Genomic DNA, 20,625 nt, shown 5'->3' on the forward strand with positions numbered 1-20,625 from the left:
CTCAATAAGCAAGCGCCCTGGCCTTAAGATGGCCGGGGCGCTTGTTTGTGAAAGGCTTACCAAAAGCACATGATGTAACTAACAAAAGCCCCGACTTGTATAGGTCGGGGCTTTTTCAATAAGTGCTGGGGTTAGCGGGCGTAGGTGGTGATGCTTGTTTCACTCTGGGAGCTAGACGAGAAAGTAGTGCGTAAGACCATGCGGCGGTCAGTCAGCTCGTCAATGGTGTAGGTTTGTGGCGATAGTGCTTTCAGGCTCAGGGCGGTGCCCCTTACTGTGTAAGGAATCACTCGGCCCCAAGATGGCGGGTCCGGGGGCTGCCAGCGACGAAGGGTTGCAGCGTGGATGCTGGCCCAAGCCCATCGAAGGCCGGGAGCAGCAGCAGTAGGCTCAGCACCCGGCTTCTACCCGAAATCACTGTTTGCAGAAACTGCATAGCGCACAAGCAAAGCTCTGCCCAAGAGGCTGCCCTAAAGCTAACGTCTCCGTCGGTTTTGGTTGGTTTGAGCAACAAAAAGGGCCGCCCGGTGGGGCGGCCCTTTTGCCGTATCAAGCGAGGCTGAGCCTTACTTAACAATGGAAATCTGCTGCAGGGAGTAATCCTGGCCGTTCAGCACCTTGATTGTGTAGATGCCGGCAGCAAGGTTCGACAGGTCAACTTCGTTGGTGAAGTTGTCCTTAGCCGAGCCCGTGTACACGCGCTGGCCCATCATGTTGGTTACTTCCACACCCAGCGACTTGGCGTTGGCGCCGCGTACTTCGAGGCTGAACTTGCCGGAAGTCGAGGGGTTGGGGTATACCGAAATGGCCCGGTTCAGGGCTGCCGAAGTACCCAGCACCGCGGAGATGGTTACATCGTCCACGGCCAGGAAGAACTGGTCGGCCGCGCTAATAGCGTGGAAGCCTACATAGTAGGTGCCGGTGGTAGCCGGCATGATGTCGGCTACGGCCGGGGTGCTGGTGTTGGTAGCCTGCACGTAAGTGGCCGAGGTAACGCTGGTGTTGGTATAGAGCATGTTGGTCTGGCCCGCCGGAGTGGCGGAGCTGCCGTACTTCACTTCCAGGCCTTCGGGATACGACGCACCGGCCGAGCGCAGCCAGAACGAGAGGCGGTAGCGCTGGCCACCGGTCAGGCGCAGGGCCGGAGTATAGAACCAGTCGTCGCCACCAACGGTGTTGTCGTTGGTGTTGTAGAAGTACACCATGGCGTTGCCCGTACCGCCGCGGCCGATGGGCAGGTTGGGGTTGGCCTGGGTGGGCACCGTAGCCCGGGCCTGCCAGGTGTTGTTGTCGTTGTTGACGTCCGACACGGAAATACCGCAGGGCAGCGCCTGGCCCATACCGATGGTGTTGAAGTCCATGCTGTAGGGGAAGCTGGTGATGATGGGCGGCGTGCAGGGCGTGCAGAAGCGCACGGGGCCGGCCAGCTGGCTCTGGTCAGGAGCTACGCAGGTAGCACGCACGTAGAAGTCGTAGCAGGTCGAAGACGTCAGGCCCGTTACGGTGAAGGGCGAGGTAGTGAAGCTGGTGGTAGTGGTGCCGCCGGTTGCGGGGTTAAAGCCCTGGGGGCCGTACACAATTACGTAGCTAGAGCCGTTGCTGGGGCCGGTGAAAGAAACCACGGCAGTTGTCTGCGTACCCGAGGTGCTGAGGCCCGTGGGCGCGGCGCAGGAAGCCGGGGATGTCGATACCGCTTCCAGCATGTACTTATACAGCGCGCTGGTCGGGGTGTTCAAGCTGGGGCCGGGTGCTGTCGGCGGCATGGCCGTAGCCGAGCCGGTGAAGAACGTGCCGGGACGGGTGGGGTTTTCAGCCTGCACGCCCATCAGGAAAAACTGAGTTGCACCGGCTGCTGCCACCGTCGCCATGCCAACAATAACGTCGCCGGCCTGTACCGAAACCGGGCTCGAGAGCGTGAAGGTGCGCAGTTGGTTCAGCGAAGCGGCCGTAACTACGAAGTCGGGCGAGCGGCCCAGCAGGGCACCGGTCGTAGCATCGATTACCACGCCATAAGCCGTCGAGCCTACCGCAGCAGGGTCGTTGAAGAGAAAGGCGTTTACGGCAGTGATGTCACGGGGCTGGGTGTAGGTAACCTTCGCGCCGAAGTAGTTGCCCTGGGCACCGGCACCAAAGCCGAAGGCACTAACCGGGCCCTGGCCAGCCGTGATAAAGCCGGTGGTAGTGGCATTGGTAGCCATCAGCATGGTCTGGCTGTCGTTGGTCGCGTTGCCGTCGCCGGTCAGCGCAGCCGTTACGGTTACCGTATTGTTGCCCACGGCGGGCATGGCCACGGCCGGGAACACCACGGTGGTGGTAGCGCCTATTGCCAGGCTGGCCACCGCAGCCGAAGCCGTGGCGGTGTTGGCACCGCTCACGTTCAGGGTCACGGTGAAGTTGCCCAGGGCCGAGGTGCCAGCGTTACGCACCGCCGCGCGGATAACCACGGGCTGGCCGGCCGGAACCGTCAGCTTGTCGAAGCCATACACGGCTTCCACAGCCGCGTCCTGAGCCACCGGCAAGGTGAAGTTGTAGGTGTAGCCGGGAGGAGGCAATACCGAGCTACGCACGTTGTGCGCGTTGGCCGTGTACAGGCCGCCGGCAAACACCGTAGCCGACCAGGGCGAAGCCGAAGCCTTGCTACCCAGAATCAGCTGGTTAGCAGCCGTGCCCGAGCCTTTGATGCCCACCGTCACAAACTTGGGGTTTTCATCAGCTGCGGCGCCGGGCGTAGCCGTGCCGTACACAAACGAAATCTGGCTGCTGGTTTCGTACAGCTTCACCTGGAAGGAGAAGTTGGCGTACTGCGTGCCAATGGCAGCGCTGCCGCCGGTTACAGCCCCCTGGGCTTTGTCCCGCACGTTTTTCCACTGAATGGTGCAAATGCGGTTCGGAGCCGTGCCCGTAGTAGATACGCGGTACTCGGTGCCACCGGCCGAGCCGGCTGCCAAGTCCTGGTTGAACGGCAGAATGAGGTTGGTTTCCGGGCTATCCACCGGGCCACCCGTGGTAGCCTGGCCGCCGTTGGGGAACATCGGCCCCGTAGGCGCCGTGCTGCCCAGCTTAATAAAGCCGTTCGTGTTCAGTACGAAATTGGTAAAGGCAGTGCCGTTGTAGTTAAAGGCAAAGCCAATGGCCTGCGGGGCCGAGTTGGCGTCGTCGTTGTTGGCTACGGCGATGGCTGTGCCGGTCGTGCCCAGGTCGGTGTACGTGCCGGCAACTTTGGTTACGTTGGCCGCCACGTACGGCAACGCTTGGGCTTGCGCGGCAGTCGCGCTGCCGGCCAGCAGCGCAGTTAACGCCAGCTGCCGGAGGCGGGTGGTAATGCCAGCCCGGGTGTAGGGGTATGTCATACAGTTAAAAAAGATTGAGGGGAAAAGTGGGGTAATAAAACAAGAAGGGCTACCCGAGGCCTGGGTTAGAAGCCTCTTAGGTAGCTTTGGGGCTACAAATTGCTAATTTTTTAGCAGACTCGCGGCTAAATGCCCATGAATACGCTCTAAATCGACCATTTGAGCAGAGATTGTCGGCAAACGTCCTCAAATTGTCGTCGGCCCTCTCACTATCTGCTCACGCCAAGCATGACCGTTAAAGCTTTCCTGCCGCTGCGCGTGGCCCTGCTGGGCAGCGGCCGCGTAGCCTCCCAGCTGGGGCCGGCTCTGGTAGCTGCCGGCCACTGCGTGCCATTTGTCTGGAGCCGTAGTGAGGCCAGCGCCAAAGCGGCCGCCGCGGCCACTCCCGGCGCCCTGCCCCTGTCTGGCCCGGTTACCGGCATGCCGGCCGCCGATGTGTACCTGCTGGCCGTGCCCGATGCGGCCGTAGCGACTTTGCTCGGCACCTTTCCCTGGCCTGCAGGTGCATTGGTTGCCCACATGGCCGGCGCCTTGCCCCTGGCTGTATTTGCGCAGCAGCCCCTGGTGCGGGGCGGCGTATTTTATCCGCTGCAAACGTTTAGCCCCGGCCGGGCCATCCACTGGCCCTCGGTTCCGCTGTGCCTGGAAGCAGCCGACGAGGCAGGCCTGGCAACTCTGCAGGCCCTGGCAGGGAGCCTCAGCGAGCACCTGTACTTTCTAAGCTCGGAGCAGCGCCTGCGCCTGCACGTGGCCGCCGTGTTTGCCAACAATTTCACCAACCACCTGTTGGGCATAGCCGATGCCCTGCTGCACGAAGCCGGGCTGCCCCCCGCCCTGCTGGCGCCGCTGGTGCGCGAAACCGTGGATAAAGCCCTGGCCAACCCGCCCTTTGCGGTTCAAACCGGGCCGGCAGTGCGCCGCGACGCGCCCACGCTGCAAGCCCACGAAAGCGTGCTGGCGGGCCACCCCGCCTGGCAGGCGCTCTACGCCCAGCTCACGGCCAGTATTCAGGCCCAGCTTTGATGTGGGGGCCGAAAAGGTTACCTTTGCACCCTCATTTCAGCAAATTCTCAGCATATTATCTTGGCAGTCACTACCATCACCTTTCAGTTTCACGACGGCCAGCCGGCCCAGACCCACGTGGCGGCTCCAGGCGAATCGGTGCTCGATGTGGCGCTCAACAACGGCATTCAGCTGCAGCACAACTGCGGCGGCGTGTGCGGCTGCAGCACCTGCCACATCTACGTCGACAAAGGCGGTGACGAACTGCCCGAAATCAGCGACAAGGAAGAAGACTTTATTGACCGCGCTGTGGACCCGCGCCTCAACTCCCGCCTGGCCTGCCAGTGCGTGGTACAGCGCGACATGCAGCTCACCGTCACCATTCCCAAGCAGGACTTTCTGGGACATTAATTCTTGTAGTTGTCAGTTATCCGTTGTCAGTTGTCAGCTCGTTTTTTACCGGGCTACCATCAGAACGGCCTGACAACTGACAACTAGCAACTGACAACTAAAGCACATGAACCACTTTGAGCCGCCCATAAAGTGGGCCGACCACGAGGACATTGCCATGGCCCTCTACGAGAAGTTTGGCAAGGACTTCACCGAAGCCAAAATCTACCGCATCCGCTTTACCGACCTGCTGGAGTGGGTGCTGAGCCTGCCCAACTTCGAAGGCACCCGCGAACAGGCCACGGAAGGGCACCTGGAGCAAATCCAGGCCAAGTGGGTATACGAATGGCGCGATAACCAATAGCCCTATTTGGCACTTTTTGCCAACCCCGGCCGGCTAAGCCGCGTAAGCAGCCCACGGTGGCAACGGCTGTCATCGCAGGCATTTTGGCTACCTACACCCGGCCGATAATACATTTTTCTTCTTTTCCATGAAAACGGGAATCGTAAAATTCTACAATGAAGCCAAGGGCTATGGCTTCATTACCGACGACACCACCAAGGAGGACTTCTTCGTCCACGTAACCGGTCTCAACGGCCTTCAAATTCAACAAAACGACCGGGTGGAGTTCGACACGCAGGAAGGTCGTAAGGGCATCAATGCGGTAAACGTGCGTAAGATTTAAGCTTTCCCACGGTTAACACCCCCAGCAAAGCAAGCCTCCTTCGGGAGGCTTTTTTGTGGCCCGGCAGCCGGGCCGACTCTTTATCCGACCTTTGCGGGCCAGCCGCTTTGCTCCCATGCCTTCTCCCCCATCGCCTCAGCTGCCCGCCGACTCGCCTGCTGCGAAGCCCGGGGGCCTGGCCGGTGCCCTGCCCACGCTGGTGCGCTGGCCCAACCTGCTGATAATGCTGCTCTGCCTGGCCCTGGTGCGTAGCTGCCTGCTATTGCCTGGGCAGCCGCTGCGGGTAGCCCTGCTGGCTCCGGGGTTTGCCCTGCTGGTGCTGTCGTCCCTGCTGGTAGCAGCGGCCGGCTACATCATCAACGACTACTACGACGTCAAGATTGACGCCATCAACCGGCCCGACCGCCTGGTGGTGGGCCCCGTGGTGCGCCGCCGCGTGGCCATGCTGGCCCACCTGCTGCTCAGCGGCCTGGGCGTGCTGCTGGCCGCCTGGCTGAGCCCGCTGCTGGGGTTGGTAACGCTGGGCGCCGCCCTGCTGCTCTGGGGCTACTCGGCCCGCTTCAAGCGCCTGGCCCTGGTAGGCAACCTGAGCATCGCGGCCCTCACGGCGGCCCTGGTGCTGCTGCCCGAGCTGCAGCTCAACACCGGCCATGCCGCGGTGTGGCCCTACGCCCTGGCCGCTTTCCTGCTCACGGTGGTGCGCGAAATTGTAAAGGATGTGGAAGACATGCACGGCGACGCCCAGCACGGCTGCCGCACCCTGCCCCTGGTGTGGGGCGTGGCCCGCAGCAAGTGGGTGGCCGGCTTGTTCCTGGCCAGCCTGGCCCTGCTTGCGGCAGCGGCTACCGCCCAGCAGCTGGCCGGGCAGCGCTGGGCCCTCGGCCTTTGGCTGCTGCTTTTCGTATTGCTGCCTATTGCCCAGCTTTCGCGCCTGCTCATCCGGGCCGACCGCCGCAAGCACTTTCGCCACCTCAGCGCCTGGTGCAAGGGCATTATGCTGGCCGGCGTGCTCAGCATGCTGCTGGCCAACTACTAGCTGCAGTTACGCCCGAACTGGTGCGATGCGCGCTGTAGCCGGATGTCTCAGGTTTCTAGTTGCTGGTTTCTGGTTAGAACGACAACCAGAAGCCAGCAACCAGAAGCAAAACCCGTTGCTTCGCCAGCCGCCGCGTTACAGCAGCTACTAAGTTGCCAGCCCGTCGCCTCCCCCGTGGCGACAAGAAGCAATTTTTAACTCATAATTTTTAATTTATAATTCCTTTGAAAGCCTACCGTCACTTATTCTTCGACCTCGACCATACCCTGTGGGACTTTGAAAAAAACGCCGACGAAACCCTGCGCACGCTGTATGACCAGCACAGCCTGGCCCGGCACGGCAGCTTCACAGTCGACGAGTTTATTAAGGTATACAGCGACATCAACCACGCGCTGTGGCGGCTCTACCAAGGCAACAAAATCAGTCAGGAGCAGCTGCGCAGCGCGCGCTTCGTGCGTACCCTCACCAAGCTGGGCGTAGCCGAGGAAGACGTGCCAGCCGATATCTCCCGGCAGTTTACCGACCTTCTGCCGCACAAGTCAGCCGTGTTTCCCTTCACCCACGAGGTGCTGGCCTACCTCAAGCCCCGCTACCGCCTGCACCTCATCACCAACGGGTTCAAAGACATTCAGCACATCAAGCTGGCCTCGTCTAACCTGACGCCCTATTTCGAGGAAGTGGTGACCTCCGAATGCAGCGGCTGCCTTAAGCCCGACCCGCGCATCTTCGCCCATGCCCTGGAACGCGCCGGCGCTACGGCCGCCGAAAGCCTGATGATAGGCGACAACCTGGAATGCGACGTGCTGGGCGCCTGCAACGCCGGCATCGACCAGGTATACTTCAACCCCGAAAAGCGGCGGCACTTCAACCAGGTAACCCACGAAATTAGCTGTTTGAGCGAGTTGAAGCGGATTCTGTAATTTGCGCTGGGCCAGCCACCTATTCCGGCGGCTAACCGGTGCCAATGAAAAGCTTCTCCCGCATTCTGGTTGCGGCTGCCTGCGCAGCCGTCGCCTACGGCTTTCCAATATTCCTGCTGTGGTGGTGGGGCAGCAGCGCATTGGAGCGACGTGCCACCCTGGCAAACCCACCGCGCCCAGCTGAAGTAACAGCCAGGCACGAAAATTGGGGCGGCCGCGCTTACGGCCAGCTCTACTACGCCACCATACAACTTGTAGCCATCGACTCGGCCGCGGCGCCGGTCGAGGTGGCGGTTACCGAAGACGAGTATGCGGCGCTGCAGCCGGGGCAGCGCGTCAGCGTCAGCACCAACCCGGCCACGCGGCAGGTGCTGCTGTCCTCGTCGCGCTGGTGGTCGTGGTCGCACGTTTGGTGGGTGCTGGTCGGGCTTTTCGTGCTCGGCTATGCGGTTCACCTCACCCTTATTCTGGTGCGTGGCCCTGGCGCAGCGGCAGCCTCAAGCGAAGCCCGGCAGGAGCCATAGCCTTACTTTTGCCGGCCATATGATACAACTGATTGGTCTTTCGGGTAAGCGGGGCAGCGGCAAAGACACCGTAGCCCACCTGCTGCAACAGCTGCAGCCCGAGCGCAGCTGGCAGATTCGCTCCTTCGGCGACGCCATCAAAACCGTGTGCGCCGCCCTGGCTGGCGAAGACGTGGCCCCCTATTACACCCAGGAAGGCAAGGCCGAGCTGTTAGCCGTGTTCAGCCGCACCCGCGGCGAGATGCTGCAGCAGGTAGGCCAGGCGCTGCGCGTGTGGGAGCCCAACATCTGGGTTAACTCCTTTTTCTCCCGCCTGCCCGAGCAGGCCTTCGTGATAGTGCCCGACGTGCGCTACCCCAGCGAAGCCGACCCCATCCTGGCCCGCGGCGGCCTCATGCTGCGCGTGGAAGGCGACCCGCTCCGGCAGCGCGGCGACGGAACCCGCGACGACAACCACCCGAGTGAGACGGTGATGGATACATACCCGCGCTTTGATGCGGTGATTCATAACGCCGGCTCCATGGAAGATTTGGAGCGGCAGGTGCGGGAGTTGCTGAGCCGGCTTTACTGAGCATGTTTATTTCCCGTAGGGTTCGCAGTGCTTAAGGCGTGCCCAGCGGGAAAGCTACCCCAGCTACCTTTGCTCCTCTCCCACCTAAGGTTTGTTTAACAAGAAACCAGCAACCAAAAACCAGTAACTACTATGGCCAACGGCTTTTTCAACGTCCCCACCCCGGTTAACGAACCAGTAAAAGGCTACGCCCCCGGCTCGCCCGAGCGCGCCGAGCTGCACCGCGAGCTCAAGCGCCTCAAGCAGCTGGAGCTGGATATTCCCATGCACATCGGCGGCCAGGAAGTGCGCACCGGCAAGCTGGAGCGCATCAGCCCGCCCCACGACCACCAGCATACCCTGGGCCACTTCCACGCCGGTGACGCCAGCCACGTGCAGCAGGCCGTCGACGCCGCCCTGGCTGCCCGTCCTATGTGGGCCGAGATGCCCTGGGAGCACCGCGCCGCCATCTTCCTGAAGGCCGCCGAGCTGCTGGCCGGCCCCTTCCGCGCCCGCATCAACGCGGCCACCATGCTGGGCCAGAGCAAAAACGCCTTCCAGGCCGAAATCGACGCGGCCTGCGAGCTGATTGACTTCTTCCGCTACAACGTGCACTTCATGCGCGAGCTGTACGAGCAGCAGCCCCAGTCCTCGGCCGGCATGTGGAACCGCCTCGAGCACCGCCCGCTCGAAGGCTTCGTGTTTGCCCTCACGCCGTTCAACTTCACCTCCATCGCCGGCAACCTGCCCTCCTGCGTGGCAATGATGGGCAACGTGGTGGTGTGGAAGCCCGCCAACACCCAGATTTACTCGGCCCAGGTGCTGATGGAGCTATTCAAGGAAGCCGGCGTGCCCGATGGCGTCATCAACCTGGTGTATGTGGACGGCCCCACCGCTGGGGAGGTGCTGTTCAACCACCGCGACTTTGCCGGCATCCACTTCACCGGCTCCACCGGCGTGTTCCAGAACATCTGGAAGACCATCGGCCAGAACATTCACAAGTACAAGTCTTACCCGCGCATCGTGGGCGAGACCGGCGGCAAGGACTTCATCCTGGCCCACCCCTCGGCCCACGCCAAGGCCGTGGCCACGGCCATCAGCCGCGGCGCTTTCGAGTACCAGGGCCAGAAATGCTCGGCGGCCTCGCGGGTGTACCTGCCCAGCAACCTCTACGAGGAAATCAAAGGCTATCTGGTCGAAGACCTCAAGTCGATGAAGATGGGCGACGTGGAAGACTTCTCCAACTTCATCAACGCCGTGATTACCGAAGCCTCGTTCGACAAGCTGGCTAAGTACATCGACGGCGCCAAGAACGACCCGGACGCTGAAATCATCGCCGGTGGCAACTACGACAAGTCCAAAGGCTACTTCGTGGAGCCCACGGTTATTGTAGCCAAAGACCCCAAGTACGTGACCATGTGCGAGGAGCTGTTCGGCCCCGTGCTGACCGTGCACGTGTACGACGCCGACAAGTTCGAGGAAACCCTGGACCTGGTGGACAGCACCTCGCCCTACGCCCTCACCGGCGCCGTGTTCTCGCAAGACCGGTACGCCATCGACCTGGCCAGCAAGCGCCTGCAGAACGCGGCCGGCAACTTCTACATCAACGACAAGCCCACTGGCGCCGTGGTGGGCCAGCAGCCCTTCGGCGGGGCCCGCGCCTCCGGCACCAACGACAAGGCCGGCTCTATGCTCAACCTGCTGCGCTGGGTGTCGCCCCGCGCCATCAAGGAAACCTTCGTGCCACCCGTGGACTACCGCTACCCCTTCCTGGGCACCGACACCGGCGAGAAGCTGGACGTGGCCGCCGGCGGCTTTTAAGCCCGGCTGCTGACAAATAAGAAGGCCGCTCCAGTTGCTGGGGCGGCCTTTTTAGTTATCAACCTTATGCTCTTAAGGCCGCTGCCCTGCATACTGCACTACTGGCTCCTCAACGATTCGCAAGGGAGCAACCCCGGTGCCTTCATAAATCTCGGCCACTGTCAGGCTGATGTTCAGCTCGGGAATTACCAAGGCATCGGTTTCTTCCACCAAAGGCATGAAGCTCCACCCATTGTTGGCCTCCCGACGACGCCATTCCACCAGCCAGGAATTCTGAGACACCAGCAGGTAATGCTGCAGCGAAGGCAGCTTCTTGTACTGGTTGAACTTCTGTCCCCGGTCATAATCCTCCGTGGAGGGCGACAATACTTCCACGATGAGCACCGGAGCCTGAAAAGTGAGCTGCGCCAGCTGGTCGGCCGGGTCACAGCTTATCATCACGTCCGGGTACACATAGTGGCGGCCTTGCTGCACGGCCAGCTGCACGCCCTCCATCACGGCTTTGCAGGGCCGGCCCCGCAGAGCTTGCTTAAACGAGCTTACAAAATTTACTGCCAGCAAATTGTGCGGCACGCTCGCTCCGGCCATGGCAAACACCTCGCCGTCAAAAAACTCGTGCCTCACCTCACTCTGTTCTTCAAGTGCGAAATACTCTTCCACCGTGTAGCGGCGGCGCGTCGGTTCTGCTTCTCCCATGGCTTGTTCCTTTGTGTTCAAAGATAAGGCGCTCCGGCCCGCAAACCGGTATACGTTGCACCCCAAACCCGCAAGCCCTACCTTTGCCCTTTAGCGCCCGTGCGCTGGGTTTTATTACATTCTGACTCCTATGCTACTAGCCCTTCCTGCCGTTAATTACCAGCCCGTCGATTACCTGCCAATTGTTATTCAGTTCGGCCTCGCCCTGGCTTTTGTGGCTTTCGCCATGATTGTGTCCCACCTCGTGGGCCCCAAGCGTCACTCCACCGTGAAGGACTCGTCCTTTGAGTGCGGCATCGAGTCCATCGGCAACGCCCGCACCCCGATTTCGGTGAAGTACTTCCTCACGGCCATTCTGTTCGTGCTGTTCGACGTCGAGGTTATCTTCATGTACCCCTGGGCGGTGAACTTCCGCGCCCTGGGCAACGAAGGCTTCATCGCCATGTTCATCTTCATGGGCCTGCTGATGGCCGGCTTCGTCTACGTCATCAAAAAAGGCATTCTGCGCTGGAACGAAGCGTAGTTATAAACAAACTTTCCGCTCCAAGCAGGTGTTGGGAAAACGGGATTTTCCCCTTCACTTCTGACTTTTCGACTTATGGACCGTGTTCCGGAAATCAAAACCGTAGAGGCCCCCGAGGGGATTGAAGGCGCTGGCTTCTTTGCCACCTCGCTCGAAAAAGTCGTGGGCATTGCCCGCGCCAACTCGCTCTGGCCTCTGCCCTTCGCCACCTCCTGCTGCGGCATCGAGTTTATGGCCACCATGGGCTCGCACTACGACATCTCCCGCTTCGGCTCGGAGCGCCCCTCCTTCTCGCCCCGGCAGGCCGACCTGCTGATGGTGATGGGCACCATCGCTAAGAAGATGGCGCCCATCGTGAAGCAGGTGTACGAGCAGATGGCCGAGCCCCGCTGGGTGCTGGCCATGGGCGCCTGCGCCTGCTCGGGCGGCATCTTCGACTCCTACTCCGTGCTGCAGGGCATCGACCGCATCATCCCGGTCGACGTGTACGTGCCCGGCTGCCCGCCCCGCCCCGAGCAGGTGCTCGACGGCCTGATGCGCATTCAGGACCTGGCCAAAAATGAATCCTTCCGCCGCCGCAACTCGCCCGAGTACCAGGCCCTGCTGGCGTCTTACAACATTAAGTAAATTGGTTGTTAGTTGTCAGTTGTCAGTTGTTAGTAAGATGAGCTTTTTCGTTCGACTGACAACTGACAACTAACAACTGACAACTAACAACAACTCCGAATGAACCCTCAGGAAACTGGTGCCGCGCCCGAAGCGGCTGCTGCCGAAGACCCGATTAAAGCGCAGAACGCGCAGGTGCTGAGCTTGCTGCACCGCCTGTTTGGTGAAACCACTTTTACCGACGTGCACGAGCCTTACGGTCTGCTCACGGTGACTGCCACGCGGGAGCGCATTCACGACATCATTGCCGGCCTGCAGCAGGACCAGGAGCTGAAGTTTCACTTCCTGACCACCATGTGCGGGATTCACTACCCCGAGAATGAGGGCCAGGAGCTGGGCATGATTTACCATCTGCACAGCCTGGTGCACAACATCCGGCTGCGCATCAAGATTTTCTTCCCCATCGCCGACCCGGTGGTGCCGACCCTGACCGACCTCTACTCCACCGCCAACTGGATGGAGCGCGAGGCCTACGACTTCTTCGGCATCGTCTTCACCGGCCACCCCAATCTGATTCGCATCCTCAACGTCGAGGATATGGACTACTTCCCCATGCGGCGCCAATACCCGCTCGAGGACGGTACCCGCGAAGACAAAACCGACCTGTTTTTCGGCCGATAACCTCTTTTTAGAACTTAGATGGTAGAGCTTAGAACTGAGACCCTGCATGATTGCGAAGCTCTTTCTTATGCTTTTCTAAGCTCTAAGTTCTAATATCTAAGCTCTATCCTGAATATGGCAGTAAACGACACGCTGGCAGGCACCCACAAAATACACGAGGAGGCCGCCGCCCAGCAGCACAACCAGCTGGTGCCCACCCTCAACGACTTCAGCCAGGAGCTGACGACGCTGAACCTGGGCCCCACGCACCCGGCCACGCACGGCATCTTCCAGAACATCCTGCAGATGGACGGCGAGCGGATTATCTCCGGCGTGCCCACCATCGGCTACATCCACCGCGCCTTTGAGAAAATCGCCGAGCGCCGGCCTTTCTACCAGATTACGCCGCTGACGGACCGCATGAACTACTGTTCGTCGCCCATCAACAACATGGGCTGGCACATGACGGTAGAGAAGCTGCTCGGCATCACCGTGCCCAAGCGGGCGCAGTACATGCGCGTGATTATGATGGAGCTGGCCCGCATCGCCGACCACCTCATCTGCAACTCCATCCTGGGCGTGGATACGGGGGCCTTCACCGGCTTCCTGTACGTGTTCCAGGAGCGCGAGAAGATTTACGAGATTTACGAGGAGGTGTGCGGCTCGCGCCTGACCACCAACATGGGCCGTGTAGGCGGCATGGAGCGCGACTTCTCGCCCGTGGCCCTGGAAAAGCTGCGCAAGTGGCTGAAGGAGTTCCCGCCGGTGATGCGCGAGTTTGAGAAGATGTTCAACCGCAACCGCATTTTCATGGACCGCGTGGTGAACGTGGGCCCCATCTCAGCAGAAAAGGCCCTGAACTACGGCTTCACCGGCCCCAACCTGCGGGCCGCGGGCGTCGACTACGACGTGCGTGCCATGAACCCCTACTCTTCTTACCAGGACTTCGAGTTCGACATCCCGGTGGGCACCAACGGCGACACCTACGACCGTTTCATTGTGCGCAACGAGGAAATCTGGCAGAGCCTGCGCATCATCAACCAGGCCCTGGAAAACCTGCCCGAAGGCCCCTTCCACGCCGATGCTCCGCACTACTACCTGCCCCCCAAGCAGGCCGTGTACAAAAACATGGAGGCCCTCATCTACCACTTCAAAATCATCATGGGTGAGATTGAAGCACCGGTGGGTGAAGTGTACCACTCGGTAGAGGGCGGCAACGGCGAGCTGGGCTTCTACCTGATTTCCGACGGGGGCCGCACGCCTTATCGCCTGCACTTCCGCCGCCCCTGCTTTATCTATTACCAGGCCTACTCCGAGATGGTGGTGGGCACGAGCCTTTCCGATGCCATTGTCATCCTGAGCTCGATGAACGTTATTGCCGGCGAGCTGGACGCCTAGCCCTTGTGAATCTGACTGATATGGAACCGACCACCGCGCCCGCCAAACCCCAGTTTTCCCCCGCCGCCCAGGCGGAGATTAAGCGCCTTATTGCCCACTACCCCGAGGACCGCAGCAAGTCGGCCCTGCTGCCCATCCTGCACATTGCCCAGGCCGAGTTTGGGGGCTGGGTAAGCCCCGAGGTGCAGGACCTGGTAGCCGAAACCCTGGGTTTGCGCCCGATTGAGGTGTACGAGGTGTCGACCTTCTACACCATGTTCAACCTCAAGCCGGTGGGCAAGCACGTGCTGGAAATCTGCCGCACGGGCCCCTGCATGCTGCGCGGCTCCGACGAGCTGACCCAGCACCTGGAGCGCATCACCGGCGCCAAAGTGGGCGAGACTTCGCCCGACGGCAACTTTACCTTAAAAGAAGTGGAGTGCCTGGCCGCCTGCGGCTTCGCTCCCGTGGTGCAGGTACGCGAGAAGTACTACGAAAACCTCGACACCAACGAAGCGGTGGATGGCATGCTCAACGAGCTGCGCAGCCTGGTGCACCGCCCCATTCTGCCCTGGGAAGAAACCGGGCTGCCCAACTCCCTGAAGAACAACTAACATGGGCCGCAAGCTATTAACCGAACATATCAAGGTTGAAGGCATCGACACCTTCGACGTATACCGCAAGCACGGCGGCTACCGCTCCGTGGAGAAGGCGCTCAAAACCATGACGCCCGACGAGGTGGTGGAAGAAGTGAAGAAGTCGGGCCTGCGCGGCCGCGGCGGCGCCGGCTTCCCCACCGGCATGAAGTGGAGCTTCCTGGCCAAGCCCGAGGGCGTGCCCCGCTACCTCGTGTGCAACGCCGACGAGTCGGAGCCCGGCACCTTCAAGGACCGGGAGCTGATGACGCGTCTGCCCCACCTGCTCATCGAGGGCATGATTACCAGCAGCTACGCGCTGGGCGCCAACACCTCCTACATCTACATCCGCGGCGAGCTGCTCTACGTGCTGCGCATCCTGGAGAAAGCCATTGCCGAGGCTTACGCCAACGGCTTCCTGGGCAAGAACATCCTGGGGTCGGGCTACAACCTCGACCTGCACGTTCACCCCGGTGGCGGCGCCTACATCTGCGGCGAGGAAACCGCCCTGCTGGAATCGCTGGAAGGCAAGCGCGGCAACCCGCGCAACAAGCCCCCGTTCCCGGCCGTGCAGGGCCTCTACGCCCGCCCTACGGTGGTCAACAACGTGGAGTCCATCGCTGCAGTAGTGCCCATCGTGAACGACGGCGGCGACGAGTACGCCAAAATCGGCGTGGGCCGCAGCACCGGCACCAAGCTTATCTCCGCCTGCGGCCACCTGAATAAGCCCGGCATCTACGAGATTGAGCTGGGCGTGCCCGTGGAGGAGTTTATCTACTCCGACGAGTACTGCGGCGGCATCTGGAAAGGCCGCGACCTGAAAGCTGTGGTAGCCGGCGGCTCCTCCGTGCCGATTCTGCCCAAGGAGCTGATTCTGAAAACCGCCGCCGGCGAAGACCGCCTCATGACCTACGAGTCGTTGAGCGACGGTGGCTTCGTAACCGGCACCATGCTGGGCTCGGGCGGCTTCATCGCCATGGACGAGACGACCTGCATCGTGCGCAACACCTGGAACTTCAGCCGCTTCTACCACCACGAGTCGTGCGGGCAATGCTCGCCCTGCCGTGAGGGCACCGGCTGGCTGGAGAAAGTGCTGCACCGCCTCGAACACGGCCACGGCTCGATGCACGACATCGACCTCATCGTGAGCGTGGCCAAGCAGATTGAAGGCAACACCATCTGCCCGCTCGGCGAAGCCGCCGCGTGGCCGGTGGCCGCCGCCGTGCGTCACTTCCGCCACGAGTTTGAGTGGCACGTGACCAACCCCAAAGAAGCCACCGCTCCCGGCGCGGTTTACCGCGCGGCTGGGGTGCTGGCATAGTTAATTATTCATTTAGCAAGAAAGACATGAGACCTTAGACATGAGACATTAGAATTGTTCTGGAATTGTTCAGACAACAGAACTTTCTAACGTCTCATGTCTAAGGTCTAAGGTCTCATCATAAACCCAATGGCTAAAATAACCTTCGACGGCATTGAGGTGGAAGTTCCGGACGGAACCACCATCCTCAACGCGGCCCGCAAAATCGGCGGGGGCGTGGTGCCGCCCGCCATGTGCTACTACACCCCGCTGAAAGGCTCGGGCGGCAAGTGCCGCGCCTGCCTCGTGCGCGTGGCCGCCGGCTCGGCCAAAGACCCGCGCCCCATGCCCAAGCTGGTGGCCTCGTGCGTAACGCCGGTGCAGGACGGCATGGTGGTGGAAAACACCACCAACCCCCAGGTGCTCGACGTGCGCAAGGGCATCGTGGAGATGCTGCTCATCAACCACCCCCTCGACTGCCCGGTGTGCGACCAGGCCGGCGAGTGCGACCTGCAGAACTTCGCTTTCGAGCACGGCGTGGGCACCACCCGCTACGAGGAAGAGCGCCGCACCTTCGAGAAAATCGACATCGGCCCGCTCATTCAGCTGCACATGACGCGCTGCATTCTATGCTACCGCTGCGTGTACACCGCCGACCAGCTGACCGATAAGCGCGTGCATGGCGTGCTCGGCCGCGGCGACGCCGCCGAAATCGGCACTTACATCGAGAACGTTATCGACAACGAGTTCAGCGGCAACGTCATCGACGTGTGCCCGGTGGGCGCCCTGACCGATAAAACCTTCCGCTTCAAGCAGCGCGTGTGGTTTACCAAGCCGGTAAATGCCCACCGCGACTGCGAAAACGAGAAGTGCTGCGGCAAAGTCGTGCTCTGGTACAAGGGCAAGGACGTGCTGCGCGTGACGGCCCGCAAAGACCAGTACGGCGAAGTGAAGGAGTGGATTTGCAACACCTGCCGCTTCGACAAAAAGGAAACCTCCGACTGGACCATCGAAGGCCCGGCCCACATCGACCGCGCCTCGGTTATCTCGGCCAACCACTACGAGCTGCCGGTGGTGAACCCCCAGGTTATTGCCGACCTGCCCGAAAGCACCACCCGCGACCTCGAACGCAACCCACCGCTCAAGCTCGGCGGCCTGAATGGTTAATTAGTTGTCAGTTGTTCGTTGTCAGTTGTCAGTTCGTGCTGGCAAAGCTGACTTTAGAACAACCCTGACAACTGACAACGAACAACTGACAACCAAGAAATGGATTTCCCCCCTCTCGCCTGGCAAGGCATCGTTATCCTGGCCATCTTCGGCATCTCGCTGCTCATTGCTACCTACTCTACCTATGCGGAGCGCGTAATTGCGGCCTTCCTGCAGGACCGGGTGGGGCCGGACCGCGCCGGCCCCTGGGGCCTGGCCCAGCCCCTGGCTGATGCCGTGAAGCTCTTCACCAAGGAAGAGTTTTTCCCGGCCGGCGCCAACAAGGCCCTGTTCGTGTTTGGCCCCTGCCTGGCCATGGTCACGGCCCTGATGGCCTCGGCCGTTATTCCCTTCGGCAACTACCTGCAGTTTGGCGACAACGTCATCCGCCTGCAGGGCATTGAAGTGAACGTGGGCATGCTCTACGTGTTCGGCATCGTGTCGCTGGGCGTGTACGGCATCATGATTGGCGGCTGGGCCTCCAACAACAAGTTCTCGCTGCTGGGCGCCATCCGGGCCGCCTCGCAGAACATCAGCTACGAGCTGGCCATGGGCCTGGCCCTGATTGCCGTGCTCATGATGTCGGGCACCTTGTCGCTGCGCGAAATCACCCTGCAGCAGTCGGTAGCCGGCGAGTGGCAGTTCTGGAACGTGGTGAAGCAGCCCCTGGGCTTTATCATCTTCCTGGTATGCGCCTTCGCCGAAACCAACCGCACGCCCTTCGACCTGCCCGAGTGCGAAACCGAGCTGGTGGGCGGCTACCACACCGAGTACAGCTCCATGAAAATGGGTCTCTACCTCTTTGCCGAGTACATCAACGTTTTCGTGGCCTCGGCCGTGATGAGCGTGCTCTACTTTGGGGGCTTCAACTTCCCCTTCCAGTTTGAGCTGCGCGACTGGCTGGTATCGGCTCAGAACCTGGACCTGGTAACGGCCCAGAACATCATTTCCGGCCTGGGCCTGCTGACTATGTTCGGCAAAATCTTCGGTTTTATCTTCTTCTTCATGTGGGTGCGCTGGACCCTGCCCCGCTTCCGCTACGACCAGCTGATGCGCCTGGGCTGGACCATCCTCATCCCCCTCGCCATCTTCAACATCCTGCTCACCGGCGGGCTGATTACGTTCGGCGTGATTAAATAAACAGTATGGAATCCCTTAGCAAACGCGCCAAAGTCCTGGAGAAAAAGCCGATGACGCTGGCCGAGCGGGCGTACCTGCCGGCCATCTTTCAGGGCCTCTCCATCACCATGCAGCACTTCTTCCGTGCTGTCACCAAGAAACAGGTTACCATTCGTTACCCCGAAGAGCAGCGGCCCTTCTCGCCGGTGTTCCGCGGCCTGCACGTGCTTAAGCGCGACGAAGCCGGCCGGGAGCGCTGCACCGCCTGCGGCCTCTGCGCCGTGGCCTGCCCCGCCGAAGCCATTACCATGGTGGCCGGCGAGCGCAAGAAAGGCGAAGAGCACCTCTACCGCGAGGAGAAGTACGCCATCAGCTACGAAATCAACATGCTGCGCTGCATCTTCTGTGGCTTGTGCGAGGAAGCCTGCCCCAAAGCAGCCGTGTACCTGCAGGCCGACAAGATGGCGCCGCCGCGCTACGAGCGTGATGAGTTCATCTACGGCAAAGACCGCCTCGTGGAGCCGGTAAACCCCGATGCCCGCTCCAAGCGCGGCATTCAGCTTACCGACGAGCAGGCCGCTAAATTGCGCTCCCAAGTTGCCTAGTTTTCTGTTGTCAGTTGTTCGTTGTCAGTTGTCAGTTCGTTCTGACAGCGGCTTTATCAGAACAGTCCTGACAACTGATAACTGACAACTGACAACTAACAACCAAGACATGTCTCCTCTCTTTCTCTTTCTTTCCTTCGTCGCCCTGCTGAGCGCCCTGGGCGTGGTACTGGCCAAAAACCCGGTACACAGCGTGCTGTTCCTCATTCTCACGTTCTTCTCGCTGTCGGGCCACTACCTGCTGCTGAACGCGCAGTTCCTGGCCGCCGTGAACATCATCGTGTACGCCGGCGCCATCATGGTGCTGTTCCTGTTCGTGATTATGTTCCTGAACCTGAACAAGGACACCGAGCCGCACAAGCCGGCCCTGGCCAAGCTGGCTGCCGCCATCGCTGGCGGCTCGCTCATGCTGGTGCTGGTAGCCGCCCTGCGCAACGTGCAGCCTGCCGGCTACGACGCCGCCACCTTCGACTCCCAGATTGGCATGGTCGACCGCCTGGGCCTGGTGCTGTTCAAGGACTACGCCCTGCCCTTCGAGCTGGCTTCCATCCTGCTGCTGGCTGCTATGGTCGGCTCGGTGATGCTGGGCAAGCGCGAGACCGGGGAACGGAACTTCTAAGCTTGATTCTTTAAAAGCGAAAAGCGGCAGCTGAGGTCTCAGCTGCCGCTTTTGTTTGCGAACGGTGTATCTTGTCGCTATGAATCGCGCTTACGAGGAAATTATAGATTGGCTGGCTAATGGCTTTACGCCGGACAAACTGGTGGCCTACCGTCCATCTGAGAATGTGCAGGAAAGAGTAGCCGACCTCATTCGACGCGAAAAAAACAGTGGCCTTGATACGGCCGAAAGCCAAGAGTTAGCTCATTACTTGCAGTTGGAACATCTGCTACGCTTGGCTAAGGCCAAGGCCCGCCACCGGCTGGCAGCATGAGCAATGCTTACATCAACGCAGCCCTACGGCGGCAGGTAGCATCGCGGGCAACAAACCGTTGCGAGTATTGCCATCTTGCAGAGGAAGACACCTTCCTAGGTTGTCAGGTCGACCATATTATTAGCGAGAAACACGGTGGCCCTACTACCGCAGAGAATTTGGCTTATGCCTGTACCTTCTGCAACCAACGGAAGGGCAGCGATATTGCTTCGTTGGCAACTGGTGGCACGCTGGTTCGGCTGTTCAACCCCAGGACAGATGAATGGGCCGAACACTTTGCGGTGGTGGGCTTAATCATTCAAGCGAAAACTCCCATTGCCGAAGCTACCATCCGCTTATTGGCGTTCAATACACCTGAACGCATATTAGAACGCGAAGCACTTGTCAAAGCGAAGCGCTTCTTTAGTTGAAACTCACTTTATTTCTCTTCACTATGGTGGGCATGCTGGCCCTGCGCAATGTGCAGCCTGCCGGCTACGACGCCGCCACCTTCGACTCCCAGATTGGCATGGTCGACCGCCTGGGCCTGATGCTGTTCAAGGGCTACGCCCTGCCCTTCGAGCTGGCCTCCATCCTGTTGCTGGCTGCCATGGTCGGCTCGGTGATGCTGGGCAAACGCGAGACCGGGGAACGGAACTTCTAAGCTTGATTCTTTAAAAGCGAAAAGCGGCAGCTGAGGTCTCAGCT

Annotated in this window: 25 protein-coding genes; 22 read left to right on the forward strand and 3 right to left on the reverse strand. The window is 60.7% G+C overall.

Going from position 1 to position 20,625, the window contains the following annotated elements:
• Positions 1 to 131 precede the first annotated feature (131 nt).
• On the reverse strand, positions 132 to 290 hold the full coding sequence (locus tag ABD919_RS13560; RefSeq protein WP_345236562.1) for a hypothetical protein: 159 nt from the start codon (positions 288 to 290) through the stop codon (positions 132 to 134).
• A 276-nt stretch (positions 291 to 566) separates the two neighbouring features.
• Complete coding sequence (locus tag ABD919_RS13565; RefSeq protein ID WP_345236563.1) at positions 567 to 3,350, reverse strand: T9SS-dependent choice-of-anchor J family protein; 2,784 nt, start codon at positions 3,348 to 3,350, stop codon at positions 567 to 569.
• Between the two features lie 228 nt (positions 3,351 to 3,578).
• On the opposite strand from ABD919_RS13565, the gene ABD919_RS13570 reads away from it, so the two are divergent.
• The 9 genes from ABD919_RS13570 (at position 3,579) to pruA (ending at position 10,279) form a co-directional block, all read left to right on the forward strand.
• Complete coding sequence (locus tag ABD919_RS13570; RefSeq protein WP_345236564.1) at positions 3,579 to 4,373, forward strand: Rossmann-like and DUF2520 domain-containing protein; 795 nt, start codon at positions 3,579 to 3,581, stop codon at positions 4,371 to 4,373.
• A gap of 60 nt (positions 4,374 to 4,433) precedes the next feature.
• Entirely contained in the window at positions 4,434 to 4,763 is a 330-nt protein-coding gene (locus ABD919_RS13575) for a 2Fe-2S iron-sulfur cluster-binding protein (protein ID WP_345236565.1), read from the forward strand.
• Positions 4,764 to 4,869: 106 nt separating this feature from the next.
• Positions 4,870 to 5,106: a Fe-S cluster assembly protein IscX gene (iscX, locus tag ABD919_RS13580; protein WP_345236566.1), complete on the forward strand. Its 237-nt coding sequence runs from the start codon at positions 4,870 to 4,872 to the stop codon at positions 5,104 to 5,106.
• Between the two features lie 127 nt (positions 5,107 to 5,233).
• Positions 5,234 to 5,428 (forward strand): cold-shock protein, encoded by a 195-nt coding sequence (locus ABD919_RS13585; protein ID WP_345236567.1) that lies wholly within the window; start codon positions 5,234 to 5,236, stop codon positions 5,426 to 5,428.
• A gap of 115 nt (positions 5,429 to 5,543) precedes the next feature.
• Positions 5,544 to 6,464 (forward strand): geranylgeranylglycerol-phosphate geranylgeranyltransferase, encoded by a 921-nt coding sequence (locus ABD919_RS13590; RefSeq protein ID WP_345236568.1) that lies wholly within the window; start codon positions 5,544 to 5,546, stop codon positions 6,462 to 6,464.
• 224 nt (positions 6,465 to 6,688) lie between these two features.
• Positions 6,689 to 7,384, forward strand: a complete 696-nt coding sequence (locus ABD919_RS13595; RefSeq protein WP_345236569.1) for a YjjG family noncanonical pyrimidine nucleotidase — start codon at positions 6,689 to 6,691, stop codon at positions 7,382 to 7,384.
• A gap of 44 nt (positions 7,385 to 7,428) precedes the next feature.
• Positions 7,429 to 7,908, forward strand: coding sequence for a hypothetical protein (locus tag ABD919_RS13600; protein ID WP_345236570.1), 480 nt, complete (start codon positions 7,429 to 7,431; stop codon positions 7,906 to 7,908).
• A 19-nt stretch (positions 7,909 to 7,927) separates the two neighbouring features.
• Entirely contained in the window at positions 7,928 to 8,479 is a 552-nt protein-coding gene (locus tag ABD919_RS13605) for a nucleoside/nucleotide kinase family protein (RefSeq protein ID WP_345236571.1), read from the forward strand.
• A 132-nt stretch (positions 8,480 to 8,611) separates the two neighbouring features.
• Positions 8,612 to 10,279, forward strand: a complete 1,668-nt coding sequence (pruA, locus tag ABD919_RS13610) for an L-glutamate gamma-semialdehyde dehydrogenase (protein WP_345236572.1) — start codon at positions 8,612 to 8,614, stop codon at positions 10,277 to 10,279.
• Positions 10,280 to 10,351: 72 nt separating this feature from the next.
• Here pruA and ABD919_RS13615 read toward each other — a convergent pair whose 3' ends face one another.
• A complete protein-coding gene (locus tag ABD919_RS13615; protein ID WP_345236573.1) occupies positions 10,352 to 10,975 on the reverse strand; it encodes a Uma2 family endonuclease in 624 nt (207 codons plus the stop codon).
• Positions 10,976 to 11,105: 130 nt separating this feature from the next.
• Between ABD919_RS13615 and ABD919_RS13620 the strand changes: the two genes are divergently transcribed.
• The 13 genes from ABD919_RS13620 (at position 11,106) to ABD919_RS13680 (ending at position 20,581) form a co-directional block, all read left to right on the forward strand.
• Entirely contained in the window at positions 11,106 to 11,498 is a 393-nt protein-coding gene (locus ABD919_RS13620) for an NADH-quinone oxidoreductase subunit A (protein ID WP_345236574.1), read from the forward strand.
• 75 nt (positions 11,499 to 11,573) lie between these two features.
• Entirely contained in the window at positions 11,574 to 12,125 is a 552-nt protein-coding gene (locus tag ABD919_RS13625; protein ID WP_345236575.1) for an NADH-quinone oxidoreductase subunit B, read from the forward strand.
• Between the two features lie 99 nt (positions 12,126 to 12,224).
• Positions 12,225 to 12,785 carry an NADH-quinone oxidoreductase subunit C gene (locus tag ABD919_RS13630; protein ID WP_345236576.1) on the forward strand — a complete coding sequence of 187 codons (561 nt, stop codon included), beginning with the start codon at positions 12,225 to 12,227 and terminating at the stop codon, positions 12,783 to 12,785.
• Positions 12,786 to 12,899: 114 nt separating this feature from the next.
• On the forward strand, positions 12,900 to 14,162 hold the full coding sequence (gene nuoD, locus ABD919_RS13635) for an NADH dehydrogenase (quinone) subunit D (protein ID WP_345236577.1): 1,263 nt from the start codon (positions 12,900 to 12,902) through the stop codon (positions 14,160 to 14,162).
• 20 nt (positions 14,163 to 14,182) lie between these two features.
• Positions 14,183 to 14,755, forward strand: a complete 573-nt coding sequence (locus tag ABD919_RS13640) for an NADH-quinone oxidoreductase subunit NuoE family protein (RefSeq protein ID WP_345236578.1) — start codon at positions 14,183 to 14,185, stop codon at positions 14,753 to 14,755.
• A gap of 1 nt (position 14,756) precedes the next feature.
• A complete protein-coding gene (gene nuoF, locus ABD919_RS13645; RefSeq protein WP_345236579.1) occupies positions 14,757 to 16,097 on the forward strand; it encodes an NADH-quinone oxidoreductase subunit NuoF in 1,341 nt (446 codons plus the stop codon).
• Positions 16,098 to 16,226: 129 nt separating this feature from the next.
• A complete protein-coding gene (locus tag ABD919_RS13650) occupies positions 16,227 to 17,243 on the forward strand; it encodes an NADH-quinone oxidoreductase subunit G (RefSeq protein WP_345236580.1) in 1,017 nt (338 codons plus the stop codon).
• 99 nt (positions 17,244 to 17,342) lie between these two features.
• The gene (nuoH, locus tag ABD919_RS13655) at positions 17,343 to 18,422 is read left to right on the forward strand and encodes an NADH-quinone oxidoreductase subunit NuoH (protein WP_345236581.1); all 1,080 of its coding nucleotides are present in this window, start codon (positions 17,343 to 17,345) and stop codon (positions 18,420 to 18,422) included.
• Positions 18,423 to 18,427: 5 nt separating this feature from the next.
• On the forward strand, positions 18,428 to 19,006 hold the full coding sequence (locus ABD919_RS13660) for a NuoI/complex I 23 kDa subunit family protein (RefSeq protein ID WP_345236582.1): 579 nt from the start codon (positions 18,428 to 18,430) through the stop codon (positions 19,004 to 19,006).
• A 109-nt stretch (positions 19,007 to 19,115) separates the two neighbouring features.
• The gene (locus tag ABD919_RS13665; RefSeq protein ID WP_345236583.1) at positions 19,116 to 19,625 is read left to right on the forward strand and encodes an NADH-quinone oxidoreductase subunit J family protein; all 510 of its coding nucleotides are present in this window, start codon (positions 19,116 to 19,118) and stop codon (positions 19,623 to 19,625) included.
• 79 nt (positions 19,626 to 19,704) lie between these two features.
• A complete protein-coding gene (locus tag ABD919_RS13670; RefSeq protein WP_345236584.1) occupies positions 19,705 to 19,938 on the forward strand; it encodes a hypothetical protein in 234 nt (77 codons plus the stop codon).
• A complete protein-coding gene (locus tag ABD919_RS13675) occupies positions 19,935 to 20,348 on the forward strand; it encodes an HNH endonuclease (RefSeq protein WP_345236585.1) in 414 nt (137 codons plus the stop codon). The genes ABD919_RS13670 and ABD919_RS13675 overlap by 4 nt, the downstream gene beginning before the upstream one ends.
• Positions 20,345 to 20,581 carry an NADH-quinone oxidoreductase subunit J family protein gene (locus tag ABD919_RS13680; protein WP_345236586.1) on the forward strand — a complete coding sequence of 79 codons (237 nt, stop codon included), beginning with the start codon at positions 20,345 to 20,347 and terminating at the stop codon, positions 20,579 to 20,581. Before ABD919_RS13675 ends, ABD919_RS13680 begins: the two co-directional genes overlap by 4 nt.
• Positions 20,582 to 20,625: the final 44 nt, after the last annotated feature.

This window comes from Hymenobacter saemangeumensis, from assembly GCF_039541835.1.
GTDB lineage: Bacteria > Bacteroidota > Bacteroidia > Cytophagales > Hymenobacteraceae > Hymenobacter > Hymenobacter saemangeumensis.

Excerpts from the sequence above, each read along its gene's own strand:
- ABD919_RS13570 (WP_345236564.1), top strand. The coding sequence starts at position 3,579 with ATGACCGTTAAAGCTTTCCTGCCGCTGCGCGTGGCCCTGCTGGGCAGC.
- ABD919_RS13615 (WP_345236573.1), bottom strand. The coding sequence starts at position 10,975 with ATGGGAGAAGCAGAACCGACGCGCCGCCGCTACACGGTGGAAGAGTAT.
- ABD919_RS13640 (WP_345236578.1), top strand. The coding sequence starts at position 14,183 with ATGGAACCGACCACCGCGCCCGCCAAACCCCAGTTTTCCCCCGCCGCC.
- nuoF (WP_345236579.1), top strand. The coding sequence starts at position 14,757 with ATGGGCCGCAAGCTATTAACCGAACATATCAAGGTTGAAGGCATCGAC.
- nuoH (WP_345236581.1), top strand. The coding sequence starts at position 17,343 with ATGGATTTCCCCCCTCTCGCCTGGCAAGGCATCGTTATCCTGGCCATC.
- iscX (WP_345236566.1), top strand. The coding sequence starts at position 4,870 with ATGAACCACTTTGAGCCGCCCATAAAGTGGGCCGACCACGAGGACATT.
- ABD919_RS13625 (WP_345236575.1), top strand. The coding sequence starts at position 11,574 with ATGGACCGTGTTCCGGAAATCAAAACCGTAGAGGCCCCCGAGGGGATT.
- ABD919_RS13670 (WP_345236584.1), top strand. The coding sequence starts at position 19,705 with ATGAATCGCGCTTACGAGGAAATTATAGATTGGCTGGCTAATGGCTTT.
- ABD919_RS13630 (WP_345236576.1), top strand. The coding sequence starts at position 12,225 with ATGAACCCTCAGGAAACTGGTGCCGCGCCCGAAGCGGCTGCTGCCGAA.
- ABD919_RS13650 (WP_345236580.1), top strand. The coding sequence starts at position 16,227 with ATGGCTAAAATAACCTTCGACGGCATTGAGGTGGAAGTTCCGGACGGA.
- ABD919_RS13600 (WP_345236570.1), top strand. The coding sequence starts at position 7,429 with ATGAAAAGCTTCTCCCGCATTCTGGTTGCGGCTGCCTGCGCAGCCGTC.
- pruA (WP_345236572.1), top strand. The coding sequence starts at position 8,612 with ATGGCCAACGGCTTTTTCAACGTCCCCACCCCGGTTAACGAACCAGTA.
- ABD919_RS13665 (WP_345236583.1), top strand. The coding sequence starts at position 19,116 with ATGTCTCCTCTCTTTCTCTTTCTTTCCTTCGTCGCCCTGCTGAGCGCC.
- ABD919_RS13585 (WP_345236567.1), top strand. The coding sequence starts at position 5,234 with ATGAAAACGGGAATCGTAAAATTCTACAATGAAGCCAAGGGCTATGGC.
- ABD919_RS13660 (WP_345236582.1), top strand. The coding sequence starts at position 18,428 with ATGGAATCCCTTAGCAAACGCGCCAAAGTCCTGGAGAAAAAGCCGATG.
- ABD919_RS13675 (WP_345236585.1), top strand. The coding sequence starts at position 19,935 with ATGAGCAATGCTTACATCAACGCAGCCCTACGGCGGCAGGTAGCATCG.
- nuoD (WP_345236577.1), top strand. The coding sequence starts at position 12,900 with ATGGCAGTAAACGACACGCTGGCAGGCACCCACAAAATACACGAGGAG.
- ABD919_RS13620 (WP_345236574.1), top strand. The coding sequence starts at position 11,106 with ATGCTACTAGCCCTTCCTGCCGTTAATTACCAGCCCGTCGATTACCTG.
- ABD919_RS13605 (WP_345236571.1), top strand. The coding sequence starts at position 7,928 with ATGATACAACTGATTGGTCTTTCGGGTAAGCGGGGCAGCGGCAAAGAC.
- ABD919_RS13565 (WP_345236563.1), bottom strand. The coding sequence starts at position 3,350 with ATGACATACCCCTACACCCGGGCTGGCATTACCACCCGCCTCCGGCAG.
- ABD919_RS13590 (WP_345236568.1), top strand. The coding sequence starts at position 5,544 with ATGCCTTCTCCCCCATCGCCTCAGCTGCCCGCCGACTCGCCTGCTGCG.